Here is a 21182-nt window from a genome sequence, read left to right as displayed (position 1 = left end):
CGTGCGTCCACGGCCGGGTGCGCTCACCCTCACCTGATCACAGTCGGGTCACGCGCGGCAGCGCCGGGGTGCGCTCGCTGTGTCGCTTGGTGATCAGCGTCGCCGACACGACCGTCTGATGGAGTAGCGTCGGCGGCGGTCTTCGTCACAACAAGTCACCACTTTTTGGGTCCGCATGGGCGTGCGTGCGGCGCGGAAGTACTGCTTTCGATAGGCGTTTTGCTCCGTTTGGCGGACTTCCGGCGAGCCAATTCGGCGGGGCGCAGCATCTTAGTATAGGGTCGAAATATGGTCAAGATGTCCCGGGTTCTGAAACAGTTCACCCCGATGGAGGTCATGCGGCACTGACCGGGTGGCTAATGTTTCGAGCAAGCCGGTCGCGGGGGCGGTCGGCTACGAGCCAAGGGTCCACTGGGGGATTCTTTTGGATGACCGTCTTGTGACGATCGACGAAGCGACAGAGGCATTACGATGTATCCGCTCCGTCGTTCGTCGAACGCCAGTAATTCCATTCAGTCCGATACCGCAGGACGCCCAACTTCTGCTGAAGGCCGAGAACACGCAGGTGTTGGGTTCCTTCAAGATTCGGGGCGCGCTGCACGCCGTTCACCAGATCCTGCCGCAGGCCCGCCACACCGGGGTGGTGGCGTTTTCCAGCGGAAACCACGGCCAGGCGGTCGCCTACGCCGCCAAGGTGTTCGGGGTTTCCGCGACCGTGGTGATGCCGACGACCGCACCGCGGACCAAGGTGGACGCGGTACGCGCGCTGGGCGCCACGGTCGAGCTGGTGTCCCCCGAAGACCGGGATCACTACCCGATGCGGCTCGTGGAGCGAACCGGGGCCGCCTTCGTCCACCCTTTCGACTCCCGGGCGGTGATCGCCGGGCACGCAAGCCTGGGTCGTGAGCTGGTCGAACAGGTACCCGAGTTGGCCACGGTGTTCGTTCCGGTCAGCGGGGGCGGGCTGATCAGCGGGGTGGCCACCGCGGTCAAGGCCCTGCGGCCCACCGCGCGGGTGATCGGTGCCGAACCGGCGCTCGCCGGCGACGCCGCGGAGAGCTTCCGGAGTGGGCGCCTCGTCCGGTGGCCGGAGAAGGACACCTACCGCACCGTGGCCGACGGTTTGCGGGCGGCAAGCCTCGGAAAACTGCCGTGGCAGCATATCCGGAGCCTGGTGGACGATATCGTCACGGTCACCGACGAGGAGATCGTCGACGCGCTGCGGCAGTTGACTGTCGGTGCGAAGCAGATCGTCGAGCCCTCCGGGGCGGTCGCGGTGGCCGCGGCGCTGCACGGGCGCGTCCGGTGGTCGGACGGGGGGCCGGCGGTGGCGATCCTGTCGGGCGGAAATATCGACCCGGCGTTGGCCGCCGACATCCTGGCGCGCTGACCACCGATCAGCCCGCAGCACCTTCTTGCCTTGTGGAGGAACAATGGGTCTTGCCGCGGCCTGCGAGGAAGCCGCATATGCCTACGAACACATTCCGTTTTTCCGGGAGCTTTTCGACAGATCCGAGTTACGCCCCGCCGGGCCACCCGACGAAAGATGGTTCCGTCGCCTGCCCTTCACGGTGAAGGCTGACTACCGGCGCGGGTTTCCCGCCCAGGTCGTCAATCCGGACGAGTCACTCAACCCCGATCTCGTGTTCACCAGTCGCAGCTCTGGGACCACCGGCGAGCGGCTGATCACGGTGGTGCACCGGGACGTGCTGGCCGAACGGATGCTGAGCACGGTCGCCATGAACGACGGGATTCGACGCAACGTGGTCGGCAGCCACAACAAGCGGGTCGCCCGGCTCGCCGCGCCGAACTGTTCGGACGTCGAGTGCGCCACCCCGTTCACCACGATGAACGACCGCGTGCTACCGGACGGCACCCTGGTCCTCCCGGTGGCGCACGACGTCCTGGCCACGCCGCCGTCCATGGTGGACCAGATCATCGAGGAACTCGAGGCGTACCAGCCTGCGTGGCTGTACATGGACCCGACACACCTCGCGTTCCTGTGCGAGGCACTGGCCGAGCGCGGCATCACGCACATTCCCGGCGCCGCGGTCATCCTGACGTACTCGATGTGCGCCCGGCCGGCGATGCGCGCCATCGGGAGCGTGTTCGGCGACGACGTTCCGGTCGCCGAGGTCCTGTCGATGTCGGAGTTCGGGTGGCTGGGCATGGAGTGCGGGTACGGTGCCCGCCACCTCAACACCGAGTGCTTCTACTTCGAGTTCCTTCCCACCGCGGACGACGAGATCCGGGAACTGGTGGTCACCAGCCTCGGTGACGTGCTCTCGCCGCACATCCGGTACCGCACCGGCGACCTCGTCGAGGTTGTCGCCGATGCCTGCCCGTGCGGGAGCCCGGGTCCGGTGGTCGTGCACCACGGACGGACGTCGGCGTGCGTGCGCGACGGATCCGCCCGGGTGACCGCGAGAATGGTCGACCAGGCCATCGGCGAGATCGAGGAAATCCGGTTCTACCGGGTCGACCAGTTGAGCGAGCAGGCGGTGCGGTGCCGGCTGATGCTGCACGACTGCGACCACGCGAAGGTGACCAGGCTGGTCGAGGAGCGCCTGCGTGAGGTGCTGCCCACCGCCGGCGAGGTTCGCGCATCCGTGGTGACGCACATCGAAGCGGAGAGATCCGGAAAGTTCGCCTACTGCGGCGGGCCGGCCGGGAAGGGGGAGACCAGGCGATGAGAACGGTCACCGACGTACGGGCCGACTTTCCCGTGCTGCGCCGAAAGGTCGACACCGGACAGATCATCTACCTCGACAACGCGGCGACGACACTGAAGCCCGCCTCGGTCATCGACGCGGTCGCCGGCTACTACTCCGAGGTGTCGGCGAACATCCACCGGGGCAAGCACATCCTCTCCGAGGAAGCCTCCGAGGAGTACGAGCGAGTGCGCGCCCAGGTTGCCGCCCACCTGGGGGTGGCGCCCCGAAACATCGTGTTCACCACCAACACCACGGCCGGGTTGAACCTCGTCGCGTCCGGCCTGCCGGTCCGGCCGGACGACGTGGTCGGGATGCCGGTCGACTCGCACCACTCGGCGCAACTCCCGTGGCGCAGCCGCTGCCGGATCGCGTGGATCGACGCGGGAGACGGGCAGATGCGTGGGGACGACTTCGTCCGGGTGCTGGACCGCCGGCCGGCGGTGATGGTGTTCACCGCCTGCTCGAACGTCACCGGCCACTGTGCCGATCTCGAGCGTCTCGTGCCGATGGCGCAGCGGGCGGGCGCGTACACCGTCGTCGACGCCGCGCAGTTCGCGCCACACCGGCCGCTGCGCGTGCTCCCCGAGATGGACGCGGTGGCCTTCTCGGCGCACAAGATGCTCGGCCCGACCGGTATCGGGGTGCTCTACCTCAGCGACCGGCTGATCGACGCGATGAACGTCCCGCCGATGCTGGGTGGCGGCACCGTCGACTGGGTGGTGGACACCGAGTTCCGGATCCGCCGCGCGCCGTACCGGTTCGAGCCGGGTACACCGAACATCGGCGGGGTGTACGGGCTGGGCGCCGCGTTGCGCTATCTCGACGGGATCGGCGCCGAGGCGCTGCGCGACCACGACGAGCGGATGCTGAAGGCCGCGCTGTCCGAGGCCGAGGCACGGCCCTATCTCACGGTTCTCGGCGGCTACTCCGCCGAGAACCGCGCGGCGATCGTCAGCGTCGTCGTCGCCGGCGTCGACGAGCCGAGCGAGATCGCCCGGTGCCTCAGTGACTCCTACGGGGTCATGTGCCGGTCGGGGTTCTTCTGCTCCCAGCCGTACTTCCAGCGCTACGGCCACCCCGCGGCCATCCGGATCGCTCCGTACATCTACAACACCGAGGAGGAGATCGGCGCCACCTTCCGCGCGCTGGACAGCGTCTACCACGTCCTGCGGCGCGGGTGACCGCGGATGGACACCGCATTCCTGTACCGGCGGTTCGAGGCGGCGGCGCGGGACCGGCCGCACCAGCCGGCGGCGGTGACGGCCGACGGCGAGGAGATCACCTACCGGCGGCTGCGGCTCCTCGTCGACGAGCTCACCAGGACGATCGAGGCCAGCCGGCAGCCCGCCCACGACTGCCTCGTCGTCGAGGCCGGGCGGTCCGCCCGGCACCTTGCGGCCATGCTCGCCGGCTGGCGCGTGGGCCTCGCCTACGTGCCACTGCGCGCGCACGAGCCGCCGGGACGGCGCAGGGAGATCCTGGACCAGCTCGCCGGGCGTGCCGTGCTGGTGGGCGCGGCGGGCGCCGGTGCCGTCGGCGGCGCCCCGCGCGGACCCCGGCTGGCCTGGGCGCCGGGCGAGGCGGCCTACGTCGTGTTCACCTCGGGGTCGACCGGAGCGCCGAAGGGCGTGGCGCTTCCCACGTCCGCGCTTGCCAACCGGGTCGACTGGAGCCAGCGGCAGTACCCGCTGCGGCCCGCCGACCGCATTCTCCAGCACACCGCGCCGACCTTCGACTTCTCGATCTGGGAAGCGGCGGCGAGCCTGACCCACGGAGCCACCCTGCTGCTGGTGCCGGACGAGCCGTACACCGACATCGAAGAGGCCGTGGAGTTCGGCATCGCGCATCGGGCGACCGTGGCCCACTTCGTGCCGTCCGTGCTGGCGACGGTGCACGCCGCGGGTCTGCTGGCGTCCTGGCCGAGTCTGCGGCTGCTCTACGCCGGCGGCGAGCAGCTCACCGGCGCGCTGGCGGCCCGGGTGCGGGCGAGCACTCCGGCGATGCTGGTCAACCAGTACGGGCCGGCCGAGACCTGTGTCGACTCCACGCATCACCCGGTCACCGGAGTCACCGATGCGGCCGCGGTGCCCATCGGCAGACCCATCGACAACACCGAGTGCCGAATCGTCGAGGACGAGCTGCTGATCGCCGGCGCCGGCCTCGCCCTGGGTTACCTGGCTCCCGACCATCCCGCGACGGCGAGGTTCACCACGCTGCCGGACTCACCGCTGCGCTGGTTCCGCACCGGGGACATGGTCACCGTGGACGCCGAGGGAAACCTCGTGTTCCGCGGTCGTACCGACGACCAGGTGAAGATCGGCGGTGTCCGGGTGGAGCTGGCCCAGATCGAAGCTCTCGCCACCGGCCACGCCGGGGTGCGGGTCGCGATCGCGGTGGTGGACGAGGACGGCGGGCATGCGATCGACCTTCTCGTCGAGGCGCGGACTCCCGACCTCGACCCTGCCGGCCTGCGTGCCCACCTCGCCGACCATCTCGAGGGTCCGGCGATGCCGCGGCGGATCCACGTCGTCCCGACGATTCCACGGCTGGCGAGCGGAAAGATCGACCGGATGCGGGCCAGACTCGCGATGCGCAGAAAGGCGGCTCAGTGAACGAACAGGCACCCACCACGTTGGTCTCCACGGTATGGCAGGAGGTGCTGCAGTGCGAGGCACCGGCCACCGACCACCATTTCTTCCGCGACCTCGGTGGGAACTCGTTACTCGGCTTACAGGCCACCGTGCAGCTGAGAGAGAAGCTCGGTTTCAAGATTCCGCTGCGGACGCTGTTCCGCAACCCCCGCTTCGGTGACTACGTGGCGGCTCTCGCCGTCCTCGCCGCGGAGCAGGAAAGCGTCGAGGCGACCCGAAACTAGAAGGAGAACGATGTTCGAGAACTGCTCCAGCTACGGCGAGTTCCCCCTGTTCGTGCACGCGAAGTCGGTTTCCGACCCGGCGGGTTGGGCGAAAGCCCACGCTGCGGCGTTACGGGAGGCGCTACACCGGCACGGCGCGGTCCTCCTGCGCGGGTTCCCGATCGAGTCGGCCGGCGCCTTCCAGGAGGTCGTCCGGGCGCTCAGCGGTGGCGAATGGTCCGAGTACAAGGAGAAGGCCACGCCGCGGTCGCACGTCGCCGGTTCGGTCTTCACCTCCACCGAGTACCCGGCGGACCGGTCGATCTTCGTGCACAACGAGAGTTCCCACGTCCTGACCTGGCCGCGCTACCTGTACTTCTGGTGTGACATTCCGGCCGAGCAGGGCGGCGAGACCCCGGTATGTGACACCAGAACGGTGTACCGGGAACTCCCCGCCGAGATCCGGGACCGCTTCGAGCGCGAGGGATGGATCTACCAGCGCACCTTCGGGGAGGGCATCGGTTTCGACTGGCGCTCCGTGTTCGGCGTCCGCGACGTGGCCGAACTCGACCGGTACTGCGCCGCCAACAACATGAGTGCCCGGTGGCACGGCGACCGGCTCACGGTGCGCTACCGGCGGTGGGCCACGATGCGGCATCCGGACACCGGCGTGCCGAGCTGGTTCAACCACGGCGTGTTCTTCAACCGGTGGAATCTCGAGCCTGAGCTCCAGGAGTTCGCGGAGGAACTCGGCGAGGACAGCCTGCCGTACCACACCTTCCACGGCAACGGAGAGGAGGTGCCACGTGATGTGATCGAGGAGATACGGAGGGTGTACGATGCGGCCACCGTGGCCGAGCCCTATCGCCACGGCGACGTGTTGGTGGTGGACAACGTGGCCGCGGCCCATGGCCGCCGGCCCTACCGCGGCGACCGCAGGATCCTGGTGACGATGACCGATACCGCCGACGGACGAGCGCTCAGCGACGCTCGCCTGGTCGAAACCCCCGAACCGGCGCCGCTCCGATAGAAACGAAAGATAGGTTGACACGTGAACCTGTTGCTGTACGGATTGGTGGTTCTGCTCTGGGGGACCACCTGGATCGGTATCAAGCTCCAGTTGGGTAGCGTCGACCCGGCGGTATCGGTCGCCTATCGTTACATTCTCGCCGCGCTGTGCCTGTTCATCTGGGTCCGGGCGCGGCGCCTTCCCATGCGGTTCAGACCCTCGGAACACCTGCGGTTCGCCGCCGTGGGCCTGCTCATGTACTCCACGAACTACGTCCTTTTCTACTACTGCTCCAAGTACCTGGTTTCCGGGCTCGTTTCGATCATTTTCTGCCTTTCGGTCGCCTTCAACATCGTCAACGGGCGAATCTTCCTGAAAAGACCGGTGTCCGTCGAGGTGATCCTGGCGGCGCTCGCCGGCGTCGTCGGCCTGTCCATGATCTTCGGCCGAGAGGTGATGAGCACCAGCCACGCGCGGGACGTCGTCCTCGGTGTACTCCTCGGCCTCGGCGCGACACTCCTGTTCTCCTTCGGCAACATCATGTCCTCGAAGAACCAGGCCGTCGGCCTGCCCGTGGTGCAGGGCACCGCGTGGAGCATGGGTTACGGGGCGCTGTTCACCACGCTGGGCTGCCTGGCCATCGGTGCGAACTTCAGCGTCGAGTGGTCGCCCCGGTACCTGGCCGGCCTGTTCTACCTGGCCGTCTTCGGCTCCGCCATCGCGTTCGTCGCCTACCTGACCCTGCTCGGCCGCATCGGCCCGGACCGCGCCGCCTATGCCACCGTGGCGTTCCCGCTGGTCTCGCTGACCCTCTCCACCATCTTCGAGCACTACACCTGGTCGCCGCTGGCGGTGCTGGGCGTGCTTCTCGTCCTCGCGGCGAACGCGTTCGTCCTGGGCGGAAAGCACCTCCGCAGGGCACTGCGCCGCCGGCCCGCCGGCACCGCCGTCAACCAGGAAGAGCTGGCGTGACGGCGGGAACGCGGTGGTATCTGATGCCGTACGCCGGCGGCGGCCCGCGGTGCTACGAACGGCTCACCCGGGGCGCCGACGGCGAACTCGACGCGACGGTTCTCGGCTGGGATCCGGCCCGCTACGCCGCCGACGGTGGGCTCGAGCGGCTTGCGCGGGATCTGGGCGACGAGATCGCCGCCGACCTCGCCGAGCGCCCGGTCGACCGCTACGGGCTGTTCGGGCACAGCATGGGAGCCCTCGTCGCGTTCGAAGTGGCCGGGGCACTCCGCGAACGGCGCGTCCGCCAGCCGTCCGCGCTCGGCGTGTCCGGCCGGGTGCCGCCCCAGTGCGGCGCCCGGCCCGCCGCCGATCCCGACCAGCCGGACAGCGTGGCCCGCTACCTCCGGTCATGCGGCGGCGAACTCGCGCAGGCCGCGGACGACCCGGAATTCGTCGACATCGTCTGCGAACGGCTCCGGCACGACATCGGCCTCGGCACCGGCCACCGATACGTGCCGCGCCCGCCGATGAGCTATCCGGTCGTGGCGTTCGGCGGCGCGTCCGACCCTCTTGCCGCGCCGCAGGAACTCGCCGGCTGGCTCGACCACGGTTCCCCGGACAGCTGGCTGCACCTGTGCGCCGGTGGTCACTGGTTTCTCTGGGATCACGCCGCCTTCGTCCTCGACATGTTGCGCATGGCGGTGGAACGGCGGCGCGATGCGGCGCCGGCGTGACGGCGCCGCGGTGTACGCCGGAGTGCCGCTTCCCCGGGCGGCACTCCGGCGTCGGGGTCAGGCTTCCGGGACCTCGGTGCGCTCCAGCAGGGTGGACACCGCGCCCAGCACCAGCCGGATGGCCTCGCCCGGCTCGGCGCGCACCAGCGGCCCTTCCGGGCGGACCACCCGGCTCAGCGCCAGACCGAGCACCCAGGCCAGCACCAGTTCCGCGCGCAGTTCCGCGTCCTCGGCGTCGGTGAGCGAGGCCAACGCCCGCGCGTACGGATCGGACACCTCACGGCTGAGGATCTCCGCCGCCGCGCCCGGCTGCGGACCGCTGAGCGCGAGCATCAGCAGGCTGCCGCCCGCCGCCCGGGGTTCCTCGGCGAACATCTGCCGCAGCAGGTCGGCCAGCAACCGCTCGGCGGACGACTCCTCGAGCAGCGCCCGCCCCCGCCCGGCCAGCGCGGCGCCGAGCAACTCCTCCTTGGAGCCGAAGTACCGGAACAGCAGGGCCTGGTTGACCCCGGCCGCCGCGGCGATGTCGCGCACGGTCGTCCGGTCGAACCCCCGGGTGGCGAACAACTCCCGCGCGGCGGTCAGCAGCGCCTCCCGGGTGGCCGCGGCGTCCCTGCGGCGTGGGTTCGCTCGTTCCGTCACGTGCACACCTGCCTCCCGGGCCGACGACGGCGCGCGATGCTAACCAACGGCGCCGGCGTGCACCGCGCGACACCCTGGCGATCCGGCGTGATTCGTCGGGTACGGGCGCTGGGGAAGGTGGCACGCTGGGGGCATGACGAACCCACGCAACGTGCTCGGCGGAGAGCTGGAGGTCTGTGGCACCGAGCCGCTGACCGGGTTCTACCGCGACGGATGCTGCAACACCGGCGACGAGGATCTCGGCAGCCACACCGTGTGCGCGGTGGTCACCGCCGAGTTCCTCGAGCATCAGCGGAAGATCGGCAACGACCTGTCCACCCCGCGGCCGGAACTCGGCTTCGCGGGCCTGCGCCCGGGTGACCGGTGGTGCGTGTGTGCCTCCCGGTGGCGGGAGTCCTACGAGGCCGGCGTGGCGGCGCCGGTGGTGCTCGCCGCGACCCACGAGCGGGCCCTGGAGGTGATCCCGCTGGAGATGCTGCGGGAGCACTCGGTGGACGTGCCCGCCGACCCGAGCGCGCTCGGCTGAACGCCCCTCGGCTCCCCGAGCGGCACCGCCGACTCGGGCTCCTCGGGTGCCCGCCGCCGGCCGCTGATCCCCTGGCAGTCTGTACCGGGACCGGACCGACCCTGCGATGACGCGGATGGGAACGCGCCGGGGCGAAGCTCCGCGATCGCGGGGGCGGAGCGCCTGGTCAGGCGCGACCGGAGTGCCGGGTCCCGATCGCACCCCCGGCGACGCGATCGCGGCGCGCGTTCAGGAACAAGCACTGAGGGCGCCGCGCCGCCTATCGTGACGAGGTAGGTTCGAGGGCAAAACCGGTTCAGCAGCTCCGGGGAGCACCGTGAAGCGCGTGACCATCGACGACATCGCCCAGGCCGCCGGTGTCTCCAAGGGCGCCGTCTCCTACGCCCTCAACGGCCGGCCTGGCGTGTCCGAACCCACGCGCCGGCGCATCCTGGAGATCGCCGAGCGGCTCGGCTGGGCGCCGAGCAGCGCGGCGCGCGCCCTCTCCGACGGCCGCGCCGGCGCGCTCGGCCTGGTGCTGAACCGGCCGCCCCGGGTGCTCGGCGTCGAGCCCTACTTCATGCAGCTGATCGCCGGTATCGAGAGCGTGCTGGCCACCGAGGGCAGCGAGTCCGGAGCGCTGCTGCTCAAGGTGGTGGACGGGGTGGAGGCCGAACTGGCCTGCTACCGCCGCTGGTGGGCGGAGCGCCGGGTGGATGGCGTGATCCTGATGAACCTCCGGATGGACGACCCGCGCATCGACCTGGTCGGCGAGCTGGGCCTGCCCGCGGTGCTGCTCGGCGGGCCGGAGCGGACCGGCGGGCTGCCGTGCGTGTGGAGCGACGACGGAGCCGCGATCGAGGAGGTCGTGGAGTACCTGTTCTCGCTGGGGCACCGGCGGATCGCCCGGGTCGCCGGCCCCGAGGAGTTCGTGCACACCGGCACGCGCACGGCGGCCTTCGAGCGCACCGCGCGGCGGCTCGGCCTGCGGGACACCCGGACCGTGCACACCGACTACTCCGACGAGGCCGGCGCCCGCGCGGCCCGCCGGCTGCTCGCGTCCGGCGCGCCGCCGACCGCGCTGGTCTTCGACAACGACCTGATGGCGGCCGCCGCGCTGGGCGTCGCGGCGGAACTGGGCCGTGCGGTTCCGGCCCAGGTGTCCCTGGTGGCCTGGGACGACTCGGCGCTGTGCCGGCTGGTCCGCCCGCCGCTGACCGCGGTGCGCCGCCCCATCGCCGAGCACGGCGCGGCGGCAGTCCGGCTGCTGCTCGACCTGCTGGCCGGCGGCGAGCCGCGGGACGTCGAGACGGCCGCGCCGATCCTGGTGCCCCGCGGCACCACCGGCCGGTGCGGCGCCGTGGGCTGAACCGGTTCACCAAACCGTTAACGGCTGACTCTTGACGACTTAACCGGTTAACTGATCGGATGCGATGTGACCCGCATCTCAGGCTCCGGCGGCGCCTCAACGCGGAGGCCGGGCACGCGGACGTGAGGAGCGAACGTGAGGTCACGAAGGATCACCGCACTGCTGGCCGGCACGCTGATCGCCGTGGGCGTCACCGGCTGCGGCGGCTCGGGGCGGGCGGACAACTCGCAGCCGAACACGCTCACCTACTGGGCCAGCAATCAGGGACCCACGCTGGACGCCGACCGGTCTGTGCTGCTCCCGGAGCTGCAGAAGTTCTCCGACCGCACCGGCATCAAGGTCAACTTCGAAGTGATCCCGTGGAGTGACCTGCAGAACCGCATCCTGGCGGCCACCTCCAGCGGTCAGGGGCCGGACGTGGTCAACATCGGCAACACCTGGTCCGCCTCGCTGCAGGCCACCGGCGCCTTTCTGCCCTTCGACGACAGGGCCCTGCAGGCGGTGGGCGGCCGGGACCGGTTCCTGGCCAGCAGCATGACGGCGACCGGGGCGCCGGGGCAGCCGCCCGCCGCGGTGCCGCTGTACGGGCTGGCGTACGGGCTGTTCTACAACAAGAAGCGGTTCGCCGAGGCCGGCATCGGCTCGCCGCCGCGCACCTGGGCCGAACTGCTGGACGACGCCAGGAAGCTGACCGACCCGGCCAGGGGGCAGTGGGGGTTGGCCATCGAGGGCGCCCAGTACACCGAGAACGCGCACTTCGCCTTCGTCTTCGGCCGGCAGCACGGCGCCGCGCTGTTCGACGGCGGCGACCCGCGGTTCGACTCGCCGCAGATGGTCGCGGCCGTCCGCCAGTACGTGGACCTGGTGTCCCAGCAGAAGGTGGTCAACCCGGGCAACGCCGAGTACGCGCACGACACCCAGCTCTACGGCGACTTCGCCGCCGGCAGGGCGGCCATGCTGATGATTCAGAGCAACGCGGCCGCCGGGCTGAAGAGCGATGGAATGTCCGAACAGGACTACGGTATCGCGCCGATCCCGCTGCCCGACCCGCTTCCGGCCGGTGGCAAGCCGGTGAACAGCCACGTGGCCGGGATCAACCTCGGTGTCTTCGCGAACACCAAAAACCATGACGGGGCGCTCCGCCTGGTCGAGTTCCTCACCAGCCCGGACGAGCAGAAGATCCTCAACGCCGCGTTCGGGTCGCTGCCGGTGACCCCGCAGGCATACGACGACCAGCGGTTCCACACGCGGAACATCCAGACGTTCCGCTCGGTGCTGGCGAACACCTCCGAGTCGCTGCCGATGATCCCGCAGGAGGCGCAGTTCGAAACCCTCGTCGGCACCGCGGTGAAGGACCTGCTCGCCGACGCGGCCAGCGGCAAGCCGGTGGACGACGCCGCGATCCAGGCCAAGCTGGCCGCGGCCAACCAGCAGATGAAGAGTTCCGGATGAGCACCCTCACCGTCCCGGAACGGGCCGGCGACGCCGGGCCGGCCCGCCCGGGGACCGGCCGGGCGGGCCCCGGCCTGCCCCGCCCCACGCGGAAGGCGCTGCCCTACCTCATCCTGCTGCCCGCGCTGCTCGCCGAACTGGCCATCCACATCGTGCCGATGGCGGTCGGCGTCGGGATGAGCCTGCTCCGGCTCAACCAGTTCACCCTGCGCAACTGGACCCGGGCGCCGTTCGTCGGGCTGGACAACTTCGCCGTGGCCGCGGACCCGTACTCGCCGGTCGGGGCCGGTCTGCTCCGCTCGCTGGGCATCACCGTGGCGTTCAGCGTGCTGGTGGTGGCCTGTTCCTGGGTGCTCGGCCTGTCCGCCGCGGTGGCGCTGCAGCACCGCTTCCGCGGCCGCGGCGTGCTGCGCACCCTGTTCCTGGTGCCGTTCGCGCTGCCGGTGTTCACCTCCGTGATCACCTGGAGCTTCATGCTGCAACGCGACACCGGCCTGGTGAACGCGGTGCTCACCGGCCTCGGGCTGGTGCACTCCCGGCCGTTCTGGCTGGTCGGCACGAACAGCTTCGCCAGCATGGTGGTGGTGTCGGTCTGGCGGATGTGGCCGTTCGCCTTCCTCACCCTCACCGCCGGGCTGCAGAGCATCCCCGGTGAGTTGTACGAGGCGGCGGCGGTGGACGGTGCCGGGCCGTCCCGTCGGCTGCGCGACATCACCCTGCCCATGCTGCGCCCGGTGAACGCGGTGCTGCTGCTGGTGCTGTTCCTGTGGACGTTCAACGACTTCAACGTACCGTACATCCTGTTCGGACAGTCCGCGCCGGCCGAGGCGGACGTGCTGTCCCTGCACATCTACCAGTCGTCCTTCGTCACCTGGAACTTCGGCCTCGGCTCGGCGATGTCCGTGCTGATGCTGCTGTTCCTGCTCGGGCTGACGGCGATCTACCTGTGGCTGACCAACCGGAGGCGCCGCGATGTCTGATGCGCTCTGGGTGCGGTGGCTGCGCCGCCTGGTGCTGGTCGCGCTCACCGTGTTCACCGCCGTGCCGCTCTACGTGATGCTGGCGTCCTCGGTGAAGCCGCTGCGCGACATGCAGGGCCCGTTCACCTGGATCCCGTCCACGATCACCTTCGCACCGTTCGTGGACATGTGGCGGACCGTTCCGCTGGCCAGCTACTTCGTCAACAGTGCGATCGTCGCGTCCGGCGCGACGGCGTGCGCGATCGCGATCGCGGTGCTCGCCGGATACGTGCTCAGCCGGTACCGGTTCCGCGGCCGCGGCGGCTTCCTCACGATGGTGCTGTCCACCCAGATGTTCCCGGGCATCCTGTTCCTGCTGCCGCTGTTCCTCATCTTCGTCAATGTGGACCGGGCCACCGGGCTGGCCCTGCTCGGCAGCCGCACCGCGCTGGTCCTCACCTACCTCACCTTCGCGCTGCCGTTCTCCATCTGGCTGCTGGTCGGCTACTTCGACTCGATCCCGCGCGACCTGGACGAGGCGGCGATGGTGGACGGCACCGGCCCGCTGGGCGCGCTGTTCCGGGTGGTGCTGCCGGCCGCGCTGCCCGGCGTGGTCGCGGTGGCGGTGTACGCGTTCATCACCGCCTGGGGCGAGGTGCTGTTCGCGTCGGTGCTGACCAGCCCGCAGACCCGCACCCTGGCGATCGGGCTGCGCGCCTACGCGACCCAGGCCAACGTCTACTGGAACCAGGTGATGGCCGCGTCGCTGGTGGTCAGCGTGCCGGTGGTGCTCGGCTTCCTGCTGCTGCAGAAGGCGCTCGTGCAGGGCCTGACGGCCGGCGCGGTGAAGTCCTGACCCGGCGGAGAGGGACGGAGACGATGCGGCGCGACTTCGGCATGGTCGAGGTGGACGGCACGGCGGTGAACTGGCTCGGCGCCAACTTCTGGTCCCGAAACGGCGGTCCGCTGATGTGGCGGGAGCACTATGACCCGCGGCTGATCCGCGACGAGTTGCGGGTGCTCCGCGCGCACGGGCTCACCATGACCCGGTCGTTCTTCTACTGGCCGGACTTCATGCCCGCGCCGGACCGTGTCGACGACGGCTGCGCCGCCCGGTACGCCGACTTCCTCGACGCGCACGCCGAACTCGGCATGCGCACCGTGCCCACGTTCCTCGTCGGTCACATGTCCGGTGGTAACTGGGACCCGGCCTGGCGCGGCGGCCGTGACCTCTACACCGACGTGTGGCTGGTGGCCAGGCAGGCGTGGTTCGTCCGGGAGATGACTCGCCGCTACGCCGCCCACCCGGCCGTGGCCGGCTGGCTGATCAGCAACGAGATGCCCATCTACGGCGGCACCGCCAGCCGGGAGGCGGTGACCGCCTGGGCGTCGCTGATGGTGCAGGCGGTGCGCGCCGGCGGCGGCCACCAGCCGGTGTCCATCGGCGACGGCGCCTGGGGCGCCGAGGTCACCGGGGTGGACAACGGCTTCTCCGTGCGGGACATGGCCGAACTGGTCGACTTCCTCGGCCCGCACGTGTACCGGATGGAGGACGACGTCGTCCGCCAGCACTACACCGCCGCGTTCCTGTGCGAGCTGACCGGCACCCTGCGCCGTCCCGTGGTGCTGGAGGAGTTCGGGCTGTCCTCCGACTTCGCCTCGGACACCAACGCCGCGCACTACTACCGGCAGGTGCTGCACCACAGCCTGCTCGCCGGCGCCACCGGCTGGATCGCCTGGAACAACACCGACTTCGACAACCTGCGCGGGCAGGACCCGTACCGGCACCGCGCGTTCGAACTCCACTTCGGACTGACCACCGTGGACGGTGCACCGAAACCCCAGCTCGCCGAGATGCGGTCGTTCGCGCGCACCCTCGCCGACATCGACGTGGCCCGCTGCCGCCGGCCGCCGGCGCAGGCCGCGCTGGTGGTTCCCGAGCACCTGGAGGGCGGGCTGCCCGGCACCGACGGCGAGGACAACCGGTTCCCGTTCACCGTGCTGCGCCAGGCGTACGTCAGCGCCAAGCTGGCCGACCTGCCGGTGGGGCTGACCCGGGAGCGGGACGGCATCGCCGAGGACTGCCGGCTCTACCTGGTGCCGTCCACCAAGCAGCTCGCCGCGCCCACCTGGTACCGGCTGGAACGGCTCGCCGGGGGCGGCGCGGTGGTGTACGTGTCGTACTGCCACGGCACCGGCGGCTTCCAGCGCGGGCCGTGGTACGCACACCTCAACCGGATGTTCGGCGTCGAGCACCAGCTCCGCTACGGCCTGGTCGACCCGATCGTCGCGGACACCGTGGAGTTCACCCTCACCACCGAGCTGGGCGGGCTGCCCGCCGGGCGCCGGCTGTCGTTCCCGGTGGCGGGCAACGCGAACAGCCGCGCCTACCTGCCGGTGCGGCCCACCGAGTCGGAGGTGATCGCGGTCGACGGGGAAGGCCGGCCCGCGCTGCTGCGCCGCCGCGCCGGTCGCGGGTGGACGGTGCTGTGCACCTACCCGGTGGAACACATGGCCGCGCTCACCCCGGCGGTCAACCCGGAGGACACCCGGGTGTTGTACGCGGCGCTGGCCGAGTGGGCCGGGGTGGACCGGCCGGTGGTGGTGGACGAACCGCACGTGGCCGCGGACGTGCTGGACCACGCCGACAGCCGCCGGTTCGCCTTCCTCACCAGCCAGAGCGACCAGCCGGTGACCGTCAGGCCGGTGGTCACCGGCGGTCGCCTGGTGGATCTCGACGGCGGCGCGGAGCTGTCCACCGTGGACCTTCCTCCGTACGGGGTGCGGGTGCTGTGGCTCGCCACGGGACGACGGTGCCGGTGACCCGCGACGTGCGGCCCGATCCGGCAACCGGGTAATGGGCCGAGCACACATGCCCTGGGCGCCGGCTGTGGCATTCCCGACCATGGTCGGCGCGCCGGCGCGTCCCTACCGTTGCCGGCCGGCAACCGCCTTCCCGGGACGGCGCCGTCCCGGGGGACGACCCGTCTCGCACGGACAAGGAGGTCCAAGGAATGATGCGGTTACGGTGGGCGCTGGCGCTGCTGGCGCTGGTCGCCGGCGTTTCGGTCCTGGCAACGCCCGCTGCCGGCGCGGCGAGCATCCAGGAGGTGACCGGCTTCGGCTCGAACCCGGGGAACCTGCGGATGTTCCGGTACACCCCGGACAACCTGCCGACCGGCCGCCCCGTGGTGGTGGCCCTGCACGGCTGCACCCAGGACGCCGCCGGCTACGGCACGAACGCCGGCTGGGTGCAGCTGGCCCAGCAGTGGCGGTTCACCCTGGTGCTGGCCCAGCAGGACACCGCGAACAACGCGTCCAGGTGCTTCAACTGGTTCCAGAGCGGCGACATCACCCGGGGCCAGGGCGAGGCCGCGTCCATCGCGCAGATGGCCCAGCGGGCGGTCGCCGACGCCGGCGCCGACCCGCAACGGGTGTACGTGACCGGGCTGTCCGCGGGCGGCGCGATGACCGCGGTGATGCTGGCGACCTACCCGGACGTCTTTCACGGCGGCGGCATCGTGGCCGGCATCCCCTACGGCTGCGCCGCGTCCATGCTGGAGGCCTACTCCTGCATGTACCCGGGTAGGACGATGACCGCGCAGCAGTGGGGCGACAAGGTGCGCGCGGCGAGCGGCAGCTACACCGGGCCGTGGCCGACGGTGAGCATCTGGCAGGGCACCGCCGACTACACCGTCGCCCCGGCCAACGAGGGCGAGCTGGTCAAGCAGTGGACCAACGTGCACGGCACCGACGCCACCGCGGACACCACCGACACCGCGGCCGGCTACCCGCACGCGGTGTACCGGGACGGTGCGGGCCAACCCGTGGTGGAGACCTACACCATCACCGGGATGGGGCACGGCCAGCCGATCGACCCCGGCACCGGGCCGCGGCAGTGCGGCAGCCCGGCGCCGTACATCCTGGACGTGAACATCTGCGCCGCCTGGTATCTCGGCCACGGCTGGGGGCTGGACGGCTAGGCATTCCAGCCGTCCGGCACACTCGGCGGGGTGAGCGGAACGGTGCTGGTACTCGGTGGGCGCAGCGAGATCGGGATGGCCGTGGCGGAACGCCTGGCCCGGCGCAGCTACGACAGGTTCGTGCTGGCCGCGCGGCGCAGCGCCGACCTGGACGCGGAGGAGAACACGCTGCGGCAGGCGGGCGCGGGCACGGTGGCCCGGGTCGAGTTCGACGCCGACGACGTGGCCGCGCACCGCGCCGTGCTGGACGGCATCGCCCAGCAGCACGGCCCGCTGGACGTGGTGGTCGTCGCCTTCGGCGTGCTCGGCGACCAGCGGCGCGCCGAGCGGGACGCCGACCACGCGCTCGAGGTCGTGCACACCGACTACGTCGCGCACGTCGCCGTGCTCACCCACCTGGCGAACCTGCTGCGCGAGCAGGGGCACGGCCAGCTCGTGGTGTTCTCCTCGGTGGCCGGGGTGCGGGTGCGCCGGGCGAACTACGTGTACGGCTCGGCCAAGGCCGGCCTGGACGGGTTCGCCAGCGGGCTGGCCGACGCGCTGGCCGGCAGCGGCGTGCACCTGCTGATCGTCCGGCCCGGCTTCGTGATCGGCCGAATGACCGAGGGGATGGCCCCCGCGCCGTTCTCCAGCACGCCGGCGCAGGTCGCCGACGCGACGGTGGGCGCGCTGCTGCGGCGCCGCGAGGTGGTGTGGGTGCCGCCGGTGCTGCGCTGGGTGTTCGCCGTGACGCGGCTGCTGCCGCGGTCGGTGTGGCGCCGCATGCCCCGCTGACAGCCTGTTCCGGAACGGGCTGGCCCGCGATGACGAGCATGGGAACGCGCCAGGGCTTTCGCAGAACAGGCACTGAGCGCCGAACCGCGCCCCGAGCGGGCGCCGACCCCGGGAAGTGTCGGGGGACTTCCCGGGGCCGACATGGAGAGGGGCCTTGCCCCTGCGTGGTCACTCGCCGGCGGCGCGCTTGATGGCCGCGCGGATCCGCGCGTAGGTGCCGCACCGGCATACGTTCTGGATGGCGTCGATGTCCGCGTCCGTGGGTTTCTTGTTGCTCTTCAGCAGTGCGGCGGCGGCCATGATCTGGCCGGGCTGGCAGTAACCGCACTGCGCGACGTCCTCGTCCAGCCAGGCCTGCTGCACCGGATGCAGGGTGGATCCGTTGGCCAGTCCCTCGATGGTGGTGACCTTCTTGCCGGCGCAGTCGGAGACCGCGGTGGTGCACGGGGTGAACGCCGCCCCGTTGAGGTGGCTGGTGCAGGCCCGGCAGACGCCGACGCCGCAGCCGTACTTGGGTCCGGTGACGCCGAGCAGGTCGCGGAGCACCCACAGCATCGGCATGGTGGACGGCGCGTCCACGCTGACGGACCTGCCGTTGAGGGTGAACGTGTAGGTGGGCACGAGTCTCCTTGCCAGGCTTCAGAAGTTGATCGGGAAGTTGCGCGGCTTGGTGCCGGTGGCCCGGGCGTAGGCGTTGGCCACCGCGGCGGCCGCGGCCGGCACGCACAGCTCGCCGGCACCGCCCGGCGTGCTGCCCGTGGCCGGCAGCACGTACACGTCCACCTGCCTCGGCGCGGTGGCCTGCCGGGGGTAGTGGAAGTCGGCGTAGCTGCCCTCCACGACGGCGCCGTTCTTCAGGTGGTTGCCGGCGTAGAGCACGGTGGCGATGCCGTCCATCAGCCCGCTCATCGCCTGCGCCTGCAGCCCCTTGGGGTTCACCGGCCGGCCGACGTCCACCGCCAGCACCGCCCGGGTCACCCGGGGCGTGGACGTGGTGCAGTCGATGTTGACCAGGCAGGCGGCCCGGGACCGGTACTCCTGGTGGAAACCGACGCCCTGGGCGGTGCCCGCGGCCATGGCCTGGCCCCAGTTCCCTGCCGAGGCGACCTTGCTGACCACCGCACGCTCCGCGTCGGTCTTGAGGAACTGCAACCGGAACGCCACCGGGTCCTGGCCCATCGCCCTGGCCAACTCGTCGACGATGATCTCCTCGGCGGTGCGGGCCAGCGCCGAGTACACCGAGCGCCAGCTTCCGGTGTGCATCTTGTAGGTCACCTCGGTGAGCGCCTCGGTGACCACCCCGAAGTTGTACGGGCAGGCCTCGCTGATACCGAAGAAGGCGGTGCCGATGGTGGGGCTGGCGTAGCCGTCGTTGGCGAGCAGCGTGCCGGTGTCGCTGCCGCTGAAGTCCACCGTCACGCTGGCCATCTGGTGCTGGTAGGTGGTGACGTTGCCGAGCGCGTAGCCGGCGCGGACGCGGTGGTAGCTACGCGGTCGCAGCCGGCCGTGGCGCATGTCGTCGTTGCGGGTCCACATCAGCCGGACCGGCCTGCCGATCGCCTTCGACACCTGGGCGGCCTCCACGGCGGGTTCGTAGAACAGCCGGCGGCCGAATGACCCTCCACCGCGGACCACGTGCAGGGTGACCTGGTTCGTACTCAGCCCGACCGCGCTGGCCACCGCGGACTGGGCGCCGGTCGGTGACTTGGTGGCGGTCCACACCTCGGCGGAGCCGGACCGCACGTCGGCCACCGCGGTGAGCACCTCCATGGCGGCGTGGCTGACGAAGGCGAAGTTGAAGGTGCCCTCCACGTACGGGGTGAGCACCGGGGCCAGCGGCGGGGTCGCCGCGGCCAGGTTGCCCTGGATGTCCGAATCGGACACTGAGTCGATGGTGCCCGCGCCCCAGGTGATGTTCAGCGCGGCCTTGGCGTCCATCGCCTGGCCGAAGGTCTGCGCGGTGACCGCGATACCGGTCGGGATCTGGGTGACGGCCACGACCCCGGGCATGGTCTTCGCGGTGGACGCGTCGTAGGAGACCACCGTGCCGTTGATGGTCGGCGGCCGGGCCACCACGGTGGGCAGCGCGCCGGCGACCGGCTGGTCGAGCGCGTACCTGGCCTTCCCGGTGACGATGTCCCGCGCGTCCACCCGGGTGGTGGGCTGGCCGACCACGGTGTACGCCGACGTCGACTTCGGCGCGGTGGACACCGCGGGGACGAGCACCTTGGCGGCGGCCGCGGACAGCGAGCCGTAGGAGGCGGACCGGCCGTCCGGCGACCACACCGCGGTGTCGTGCGTGGTGAGCGTGTTCGCGTCGACGTTCCACTGCTGCGCGGCCGCGGTGACCAGCCGGGCCCGCGCCGCGGCCGCGACCTGCCGCACCGGGTCCCACAGCGAGCGCACGGACGTCGACCCGCCGGTGCTCTGCGCCAGCCCCATGTCCGACCGGGCGTCCGACAGCGGTGTGTCCACGTCGGACAGCCGGGCGTCCAGTTCCTCGGCGACGATCATCGCCAGCGCCGTGGTCACGCCCTGGCCGACCTCGGCGCGCGGCAACTGGAACACCACGCGGTTGTCCGTGGTGACCTGCAGGACCAGCAGGCTGGTCTCGGCGGCGGTGGCCGCCGCCATGAGGTCGCCGAAGTCGGTGAGGTCGGCGGGCTGCGCCGGGCTCGGCACCACGGCGCCCGCCGCGGCCGGCGCGAGCGCGTCCGCGCCCAGCCGCGCGGCCACGGTCAGGGTCGGCGCGGCGACCAGCGCGGTGAGAAAGCGCCGCCGGCCGAGCGCCCGGTCGAAATGACCCATAGGGACTCCTCTCGCGCGCCCAGTCCCGACATTTCGTGCCCGGGCATGGCGAAGGTAACCGCGTATCGCTGGAAGCAAGATCCGCGGAAGTACGCGCAACGCTGATCGATTCACCGGCCTGGTGAATACGTTTCCCTCGGCGTTGTTCGGGGATTTTTTCGGGACCGGGTGATCCGCAGCCGCCGGGTAGGAGATGGTCGGGGTGGCCCGCGCGGGATTGGTTCTCCCGGTCGCCGTTCGCTGTTGTCGGCGCCACGTTAAGGACGGCTGACGGCTGCGGTCCAGGCGTCATATGGAGTATTCATAATTACTCCGAACGGAGCAGTAACCCCTGGTGACACGCCGGTGACTTACCAGTATGTGGCAAGCCGTGGGTGGACTCGCCCGCCGGCGCTCGGTTCACCGCCGCCCGCCGGAAGAATTTC

At 70.9% G+C, this 21182-nt stretch carries 19 protein-coding genes; 16 read left to right on the top strand and 3 right to left on the bottom strand.

Annotation, left to right across the window (positions count from 1 at the left end; genetic code table 11):
• The first annotated feature begins 439 nt into the window (after window positions 1–439).
• From FFT21_RS06150 to FFT21_RS06115, 8 genes are all read left to right on the top strand, one after another.
• On the top strand, window positions 440–1390 hold the full coding sequence (locus FFT21_RS06150) for a threonine ammonia-lyase (RefSeq protein WP_225978126.1): 951 nt from the start codon (window positions 440–442) through the stop codon (window positions 1388–1390).
• A gap of 181 nt (window positions 1391–1571) precedes the next feature.
• The gene (locus tag FFT21_RS06145) at window positions 1572–2693 is read left to right on the top strand and encodes a phenylacetate--CoA ligase family protein (RefSeq protein WP_137812793.1); all 1122 of its coding nucleotides are present in this window, start codon (window positions 1572–1574) and stop codon (window positions 2691–2693) included.
• A complete protein-coding gene (locus FFT21_RS06140) occupies window positions 2690–3895 on the top strand; it encodes an aminotransferase class V-fold PLP-dependent enzyme (RefSeq protein WP_137812792.1) in 1206 nt (401 codons plus the stop codon). The genes FFT21_RS06145 and FFT21_RS06140 overlap by 4 nt, the downstream gene beginning before the upstream one ends.
• Window positions 3896–3901: 6 nt before the next feature.
• The gene (locus FFT21_RS06135; RefSeq protein WP_137812791.1) at window positions 3902–5326 is read left to right on the top strand and encodes an amino acid adenylation domain-containing protein; all 1425 of its coding nucleotides are present in this window, start codon (window positions 3902–3904) and stop codon (window positions 5324–5326) included.
• The gene (locus FFT21_RS06130; protein WP_137812790.1) at window positions 5323–5589 is read left to right on the top strand and encodes a phosphopantetheine-binding protein; all 267 of its coding nucleotides are present in this window, start codon (window positions 5323–5325) and stop codon (window positions 5587–5589) included. Before FFT21_RS06135 ends, FFT21_RS06130 begins: the two co-directional genes overlap by 4 nt.
• A 10-nt stretch (window positions 5590–5599) precedes the next feature.
• Entirely contained in the window at window positions 5600–6598 is a 999-nt protein-coding gene (locus tag FFT21_RS06125; RefSeq protein ID WP_137812789.1) for a TauD/TfdA family dioxygenase, read from the top strand.
• Window positions 6599–6619: 21 nt separating this feature from the next.
• On the top strand, window positions 6620–7549 hold the full coding sequence (locus FFT21_RS06120; RefSeq protein WP_137812788.1) for a DMT family transporter: 930 nt from the start codon (window positions 6620–6622) through the stop codon (window positions 7547–7549).
• Window positions 7546–8265 carry a thioesterase II family protein gene (locus FFT21_RS06115; protein ID WP_137812787.1) on the top strand — a complete coding sequence of 240 codons (720 nt, stop codon included), beginning with the start codon at window positions 7546–7548 and terminating at the stop codon, window positions 8263–8265. The genes FFT21_RS06120 and FFT21_RS06115 overlap by 4 nt, the downstream gene beginning before the upstream one ends.
• A gap of 57 nt (window positions 8266–8322) precedes the next feature.
• Here FFT21_RS06115 and FFT21_RS06110 read toward each other — a convergent pair whose 3' ends face one another.
• The gene (locus FFT21_RS06110) at window positions 8323–8907 is read right to left on the bottom strand and encodes a TetR/AcrR family transcriptional regulator (protein WP_137812786.1); all 585 of its coding nucleotides are present in this window, start codon (window positions 8905–8907) and stop codon (window positions 8323–8325) included.
• A gap of 133 nt (window positions 8908–9040) precedes the next feature.
• Between FFT21_RS06110 and FFT21_RS06105 the strand changes: the two genes are divergently transcribed.
• The 8 genes from FFT21_RS06105 to dprE2 all read left to right on the top strand — a co-directional run bounded on the left by FFT21_RS06105 (window position 9041) and on the right by dprE2 (window position 17949).
• Window positions 9041–9433: a DUF2237 family protein gene (locus FFT21_RS06105; protein WP_137812785.1), complete on the top strand. Its 393-nt coding sequence runs from the start codon at window positions 9041–9043 to the stop codon at window positions 9431–9433.
• A gap of 325 nt (window positions 9434–9758) precedes the next feature.
• Window positions 9759–10781 carry a LacI family DNA-binding transcriptional regulator gene (locus tag FFT21_RS06100; protein WP_225978125.1) on the top strand — a complete coding sequence of 341 codons (1023 nt, stop codon included), beginning with the start codon at window positions 9759–9761 and terminating at the stop codon, window positions 10779–10781.
• A 135-nt stretch (window positions 10782–10916) separates the two neighbouring features.
• A complete protein-coding gene (locus tag FFT21_RS06095; protein WP_137812783.1) occupies window positions 10917–12233 on the top strand; it encodes an ABC transporter substrate-binding protein in 1317 nt (438 codons plus the stop codon).
• Window positions 12230–13213, top strand: a complete 984-nt coding sequence (locus tag FFT21_RS06090) for a carbohydrate ABC transporter permease (protein ID WP_137812782.1) — start codon at window positions 12230–12232, stop codon at window positions 13211–13213. Before FFT21_RS06095 ends, FFT21_RS06090 begins: the two co-directional genes overlap by 4 nt.
• Window positions 13206–14048 (top strand): carbohydrate ABC transporter permease, encoded by an 843-nt coding sequence (locus FFT21_RS06085; RefSeq protein ID WP_137812781.1) that lies wholly within the window; start codon window positions 13206–13208, stop codon window positions 14046–14048. The genes FFT21_RS06090 and FFT21_RS06085 overlap by 8 nt, the downstream gene beginning before the upstream one ends.
• 23 nt (window positions 14049–14071) lie before the next feature.
• Window positions 14072–16015 carry a cellulase family glycosylhydrolase gene (locus FFT21_RS06080; RefSeq protein ID WP_137812780.1) on the top strand — a complete coding sequence of 648 codons (1944 nt, stop codon included), beginning with the start codon at window positions 14072–14074 and terminating at the stop codon, window positions 16013–16015.
• 191 nt (window positions 16016–16206) lie between these two features.
• Window positions 16207–17175 carry an extracellular catalytic domain type 1 short-chain-length polyhydroxyalkanoate depolymerase gene (locus FFT21_RS06075; protein WP_137812779.1) on the top strand — a complete coding sequence of 323 codons (969 nt, stop codon included), beginning with the start codon at window positions 16207–16209 and terminating at the stop codon, window positions 17173–17175.
• A gap of 30 nt (window positions 17176–17205) precedes the next feature.
• On the top strand, window positions 17206–17949 hold the full coding sequence (dprE2, locus tag FFT21_RS06070) for a decaprenylphospho-beta-D-erythro-pentofuranosid-2-ulose 2-reductase (RefSeq protein ID WP_137812778.1): 744 nt from the start codon (window positions 17206–17208) through the stop codon (window positions 17947–17949).
• 168 nt (window positions 17950–18117) lie between these two features.
• Here dprE2 and FFT21_RS06065 read toward each other — a convergent pair whose 3' ends face one another.
• Window positions 18118–18570: a (2Fe-2S)-binding protein gene (locus tag FFT21_RS06065; protein ID WP_137812777.1), complete on the bottom strand. Its 453-nt coding sequence runs from the start codon at window positions 18568–18570 to the stop codon at window positions 18118–18120.
• A gap of 18 nt (window positions 18571–18588) precedes the next feature.
• Window positions 18589–20757 carry a xanthine dehydrogenase family protein molybdopterin-binding subunit gene (locus FFT21_RS06060; RefSeq protein ID WP_137812776.1) on the bottom strand — a complete coding sequence of 723 codons (2169 nt, stop codon included), beginning with the start codon at window positions 20755–20757 and terminating at the stop codon, window positions 18589–18591.
• Between the last annotated feature and the right edge of the window lie 425 nt (window positions 20758–21182).

Origin of the sequence: Gandjariella thermophila, from assembly GCF_005405885.1 — a bacterium.
Taxonomy (GTDB): Bacteria; Actinomycetota; Actinomycetes; order Mycobacteriales; family Pseudonocardiaceae; genus Gandjariella; species Gandjariella thermophila.
This window is presented reverse-complemented; position numbering and strand designations above follow the sequence as displayed.

What these genes read in the sequence shown, in the direction of transcription:
- FFT21_RS06090 (WP_137812782.1), top strand. Translation starts at nt 12,230, where the DNA reads ATGAGCACCCTCACCGTCCCGGAACGGGCCGGCGACGCCGGGCCGGCC.
- FFT21_RS06125 (WP_137812789.1), top strand. Translation starts at nt 5,600, where the DNA reads ATGTTCGAGAACTGCTCCAGCTACGGCGAGTTCCCCCTGTTCGTGCAC.
- FFT21_RS06060 (WP_137812776.1), bottom strand. Translation starts at nt 20,757, where the DNA reads ATGGGTCATTTCGACCGGGCGCTCGGCCGGCGGCGCTTTCTCACCGCG.
- FFT21_RS06105 (WP_137812785.1), top strand. Translation starts at nt 9,041, where the DNA reads ATGACGAACCCACGCAACGTGCTCGGCGGAGAGCTGGAGGTCTGTGGC.
- FFT21_RS06140 (WP_137812792.1), top strand. Translation starts at nt 2,690, where the DNA reads ATGAGAACGGTCACCGACGTACGGGCCGACTTTCCCGTGCTGCGCCGA.
- FFT21_RS06085 (WP_137812781.1), top strand. Translation starts at nt 13,206, where the DNA reads ATGTCTGATGCGCTCTGGGTGCGGTGGCTGCGCCGCCTGGTGCTGGTC.
- FFT21_RS06080 (WP_137812780.1), top strand. Translation starts at nt 14,072, where the DNA reads ATGCGGCGCGACTTCGGCATGGTCGAGGTGGACGGCACGGCGGTGAAC.
- FFT21_RS06135 (WP_137812791.1), top strand. Translation starts at nt 3,902, where the DNA reads ATGGACACCGCATTCCTGTACCGGCGGTTCGAGGCGGCGGCGCGGGAC.
- FFT21_RS06075 (WP_137812779.1), top strand. Translation starts at nt 16,207, where the DNA reads ATGATGCGGTTACGGTGGGCGCTGGCGCTGCTGGCGCTGGTCGCCGGC.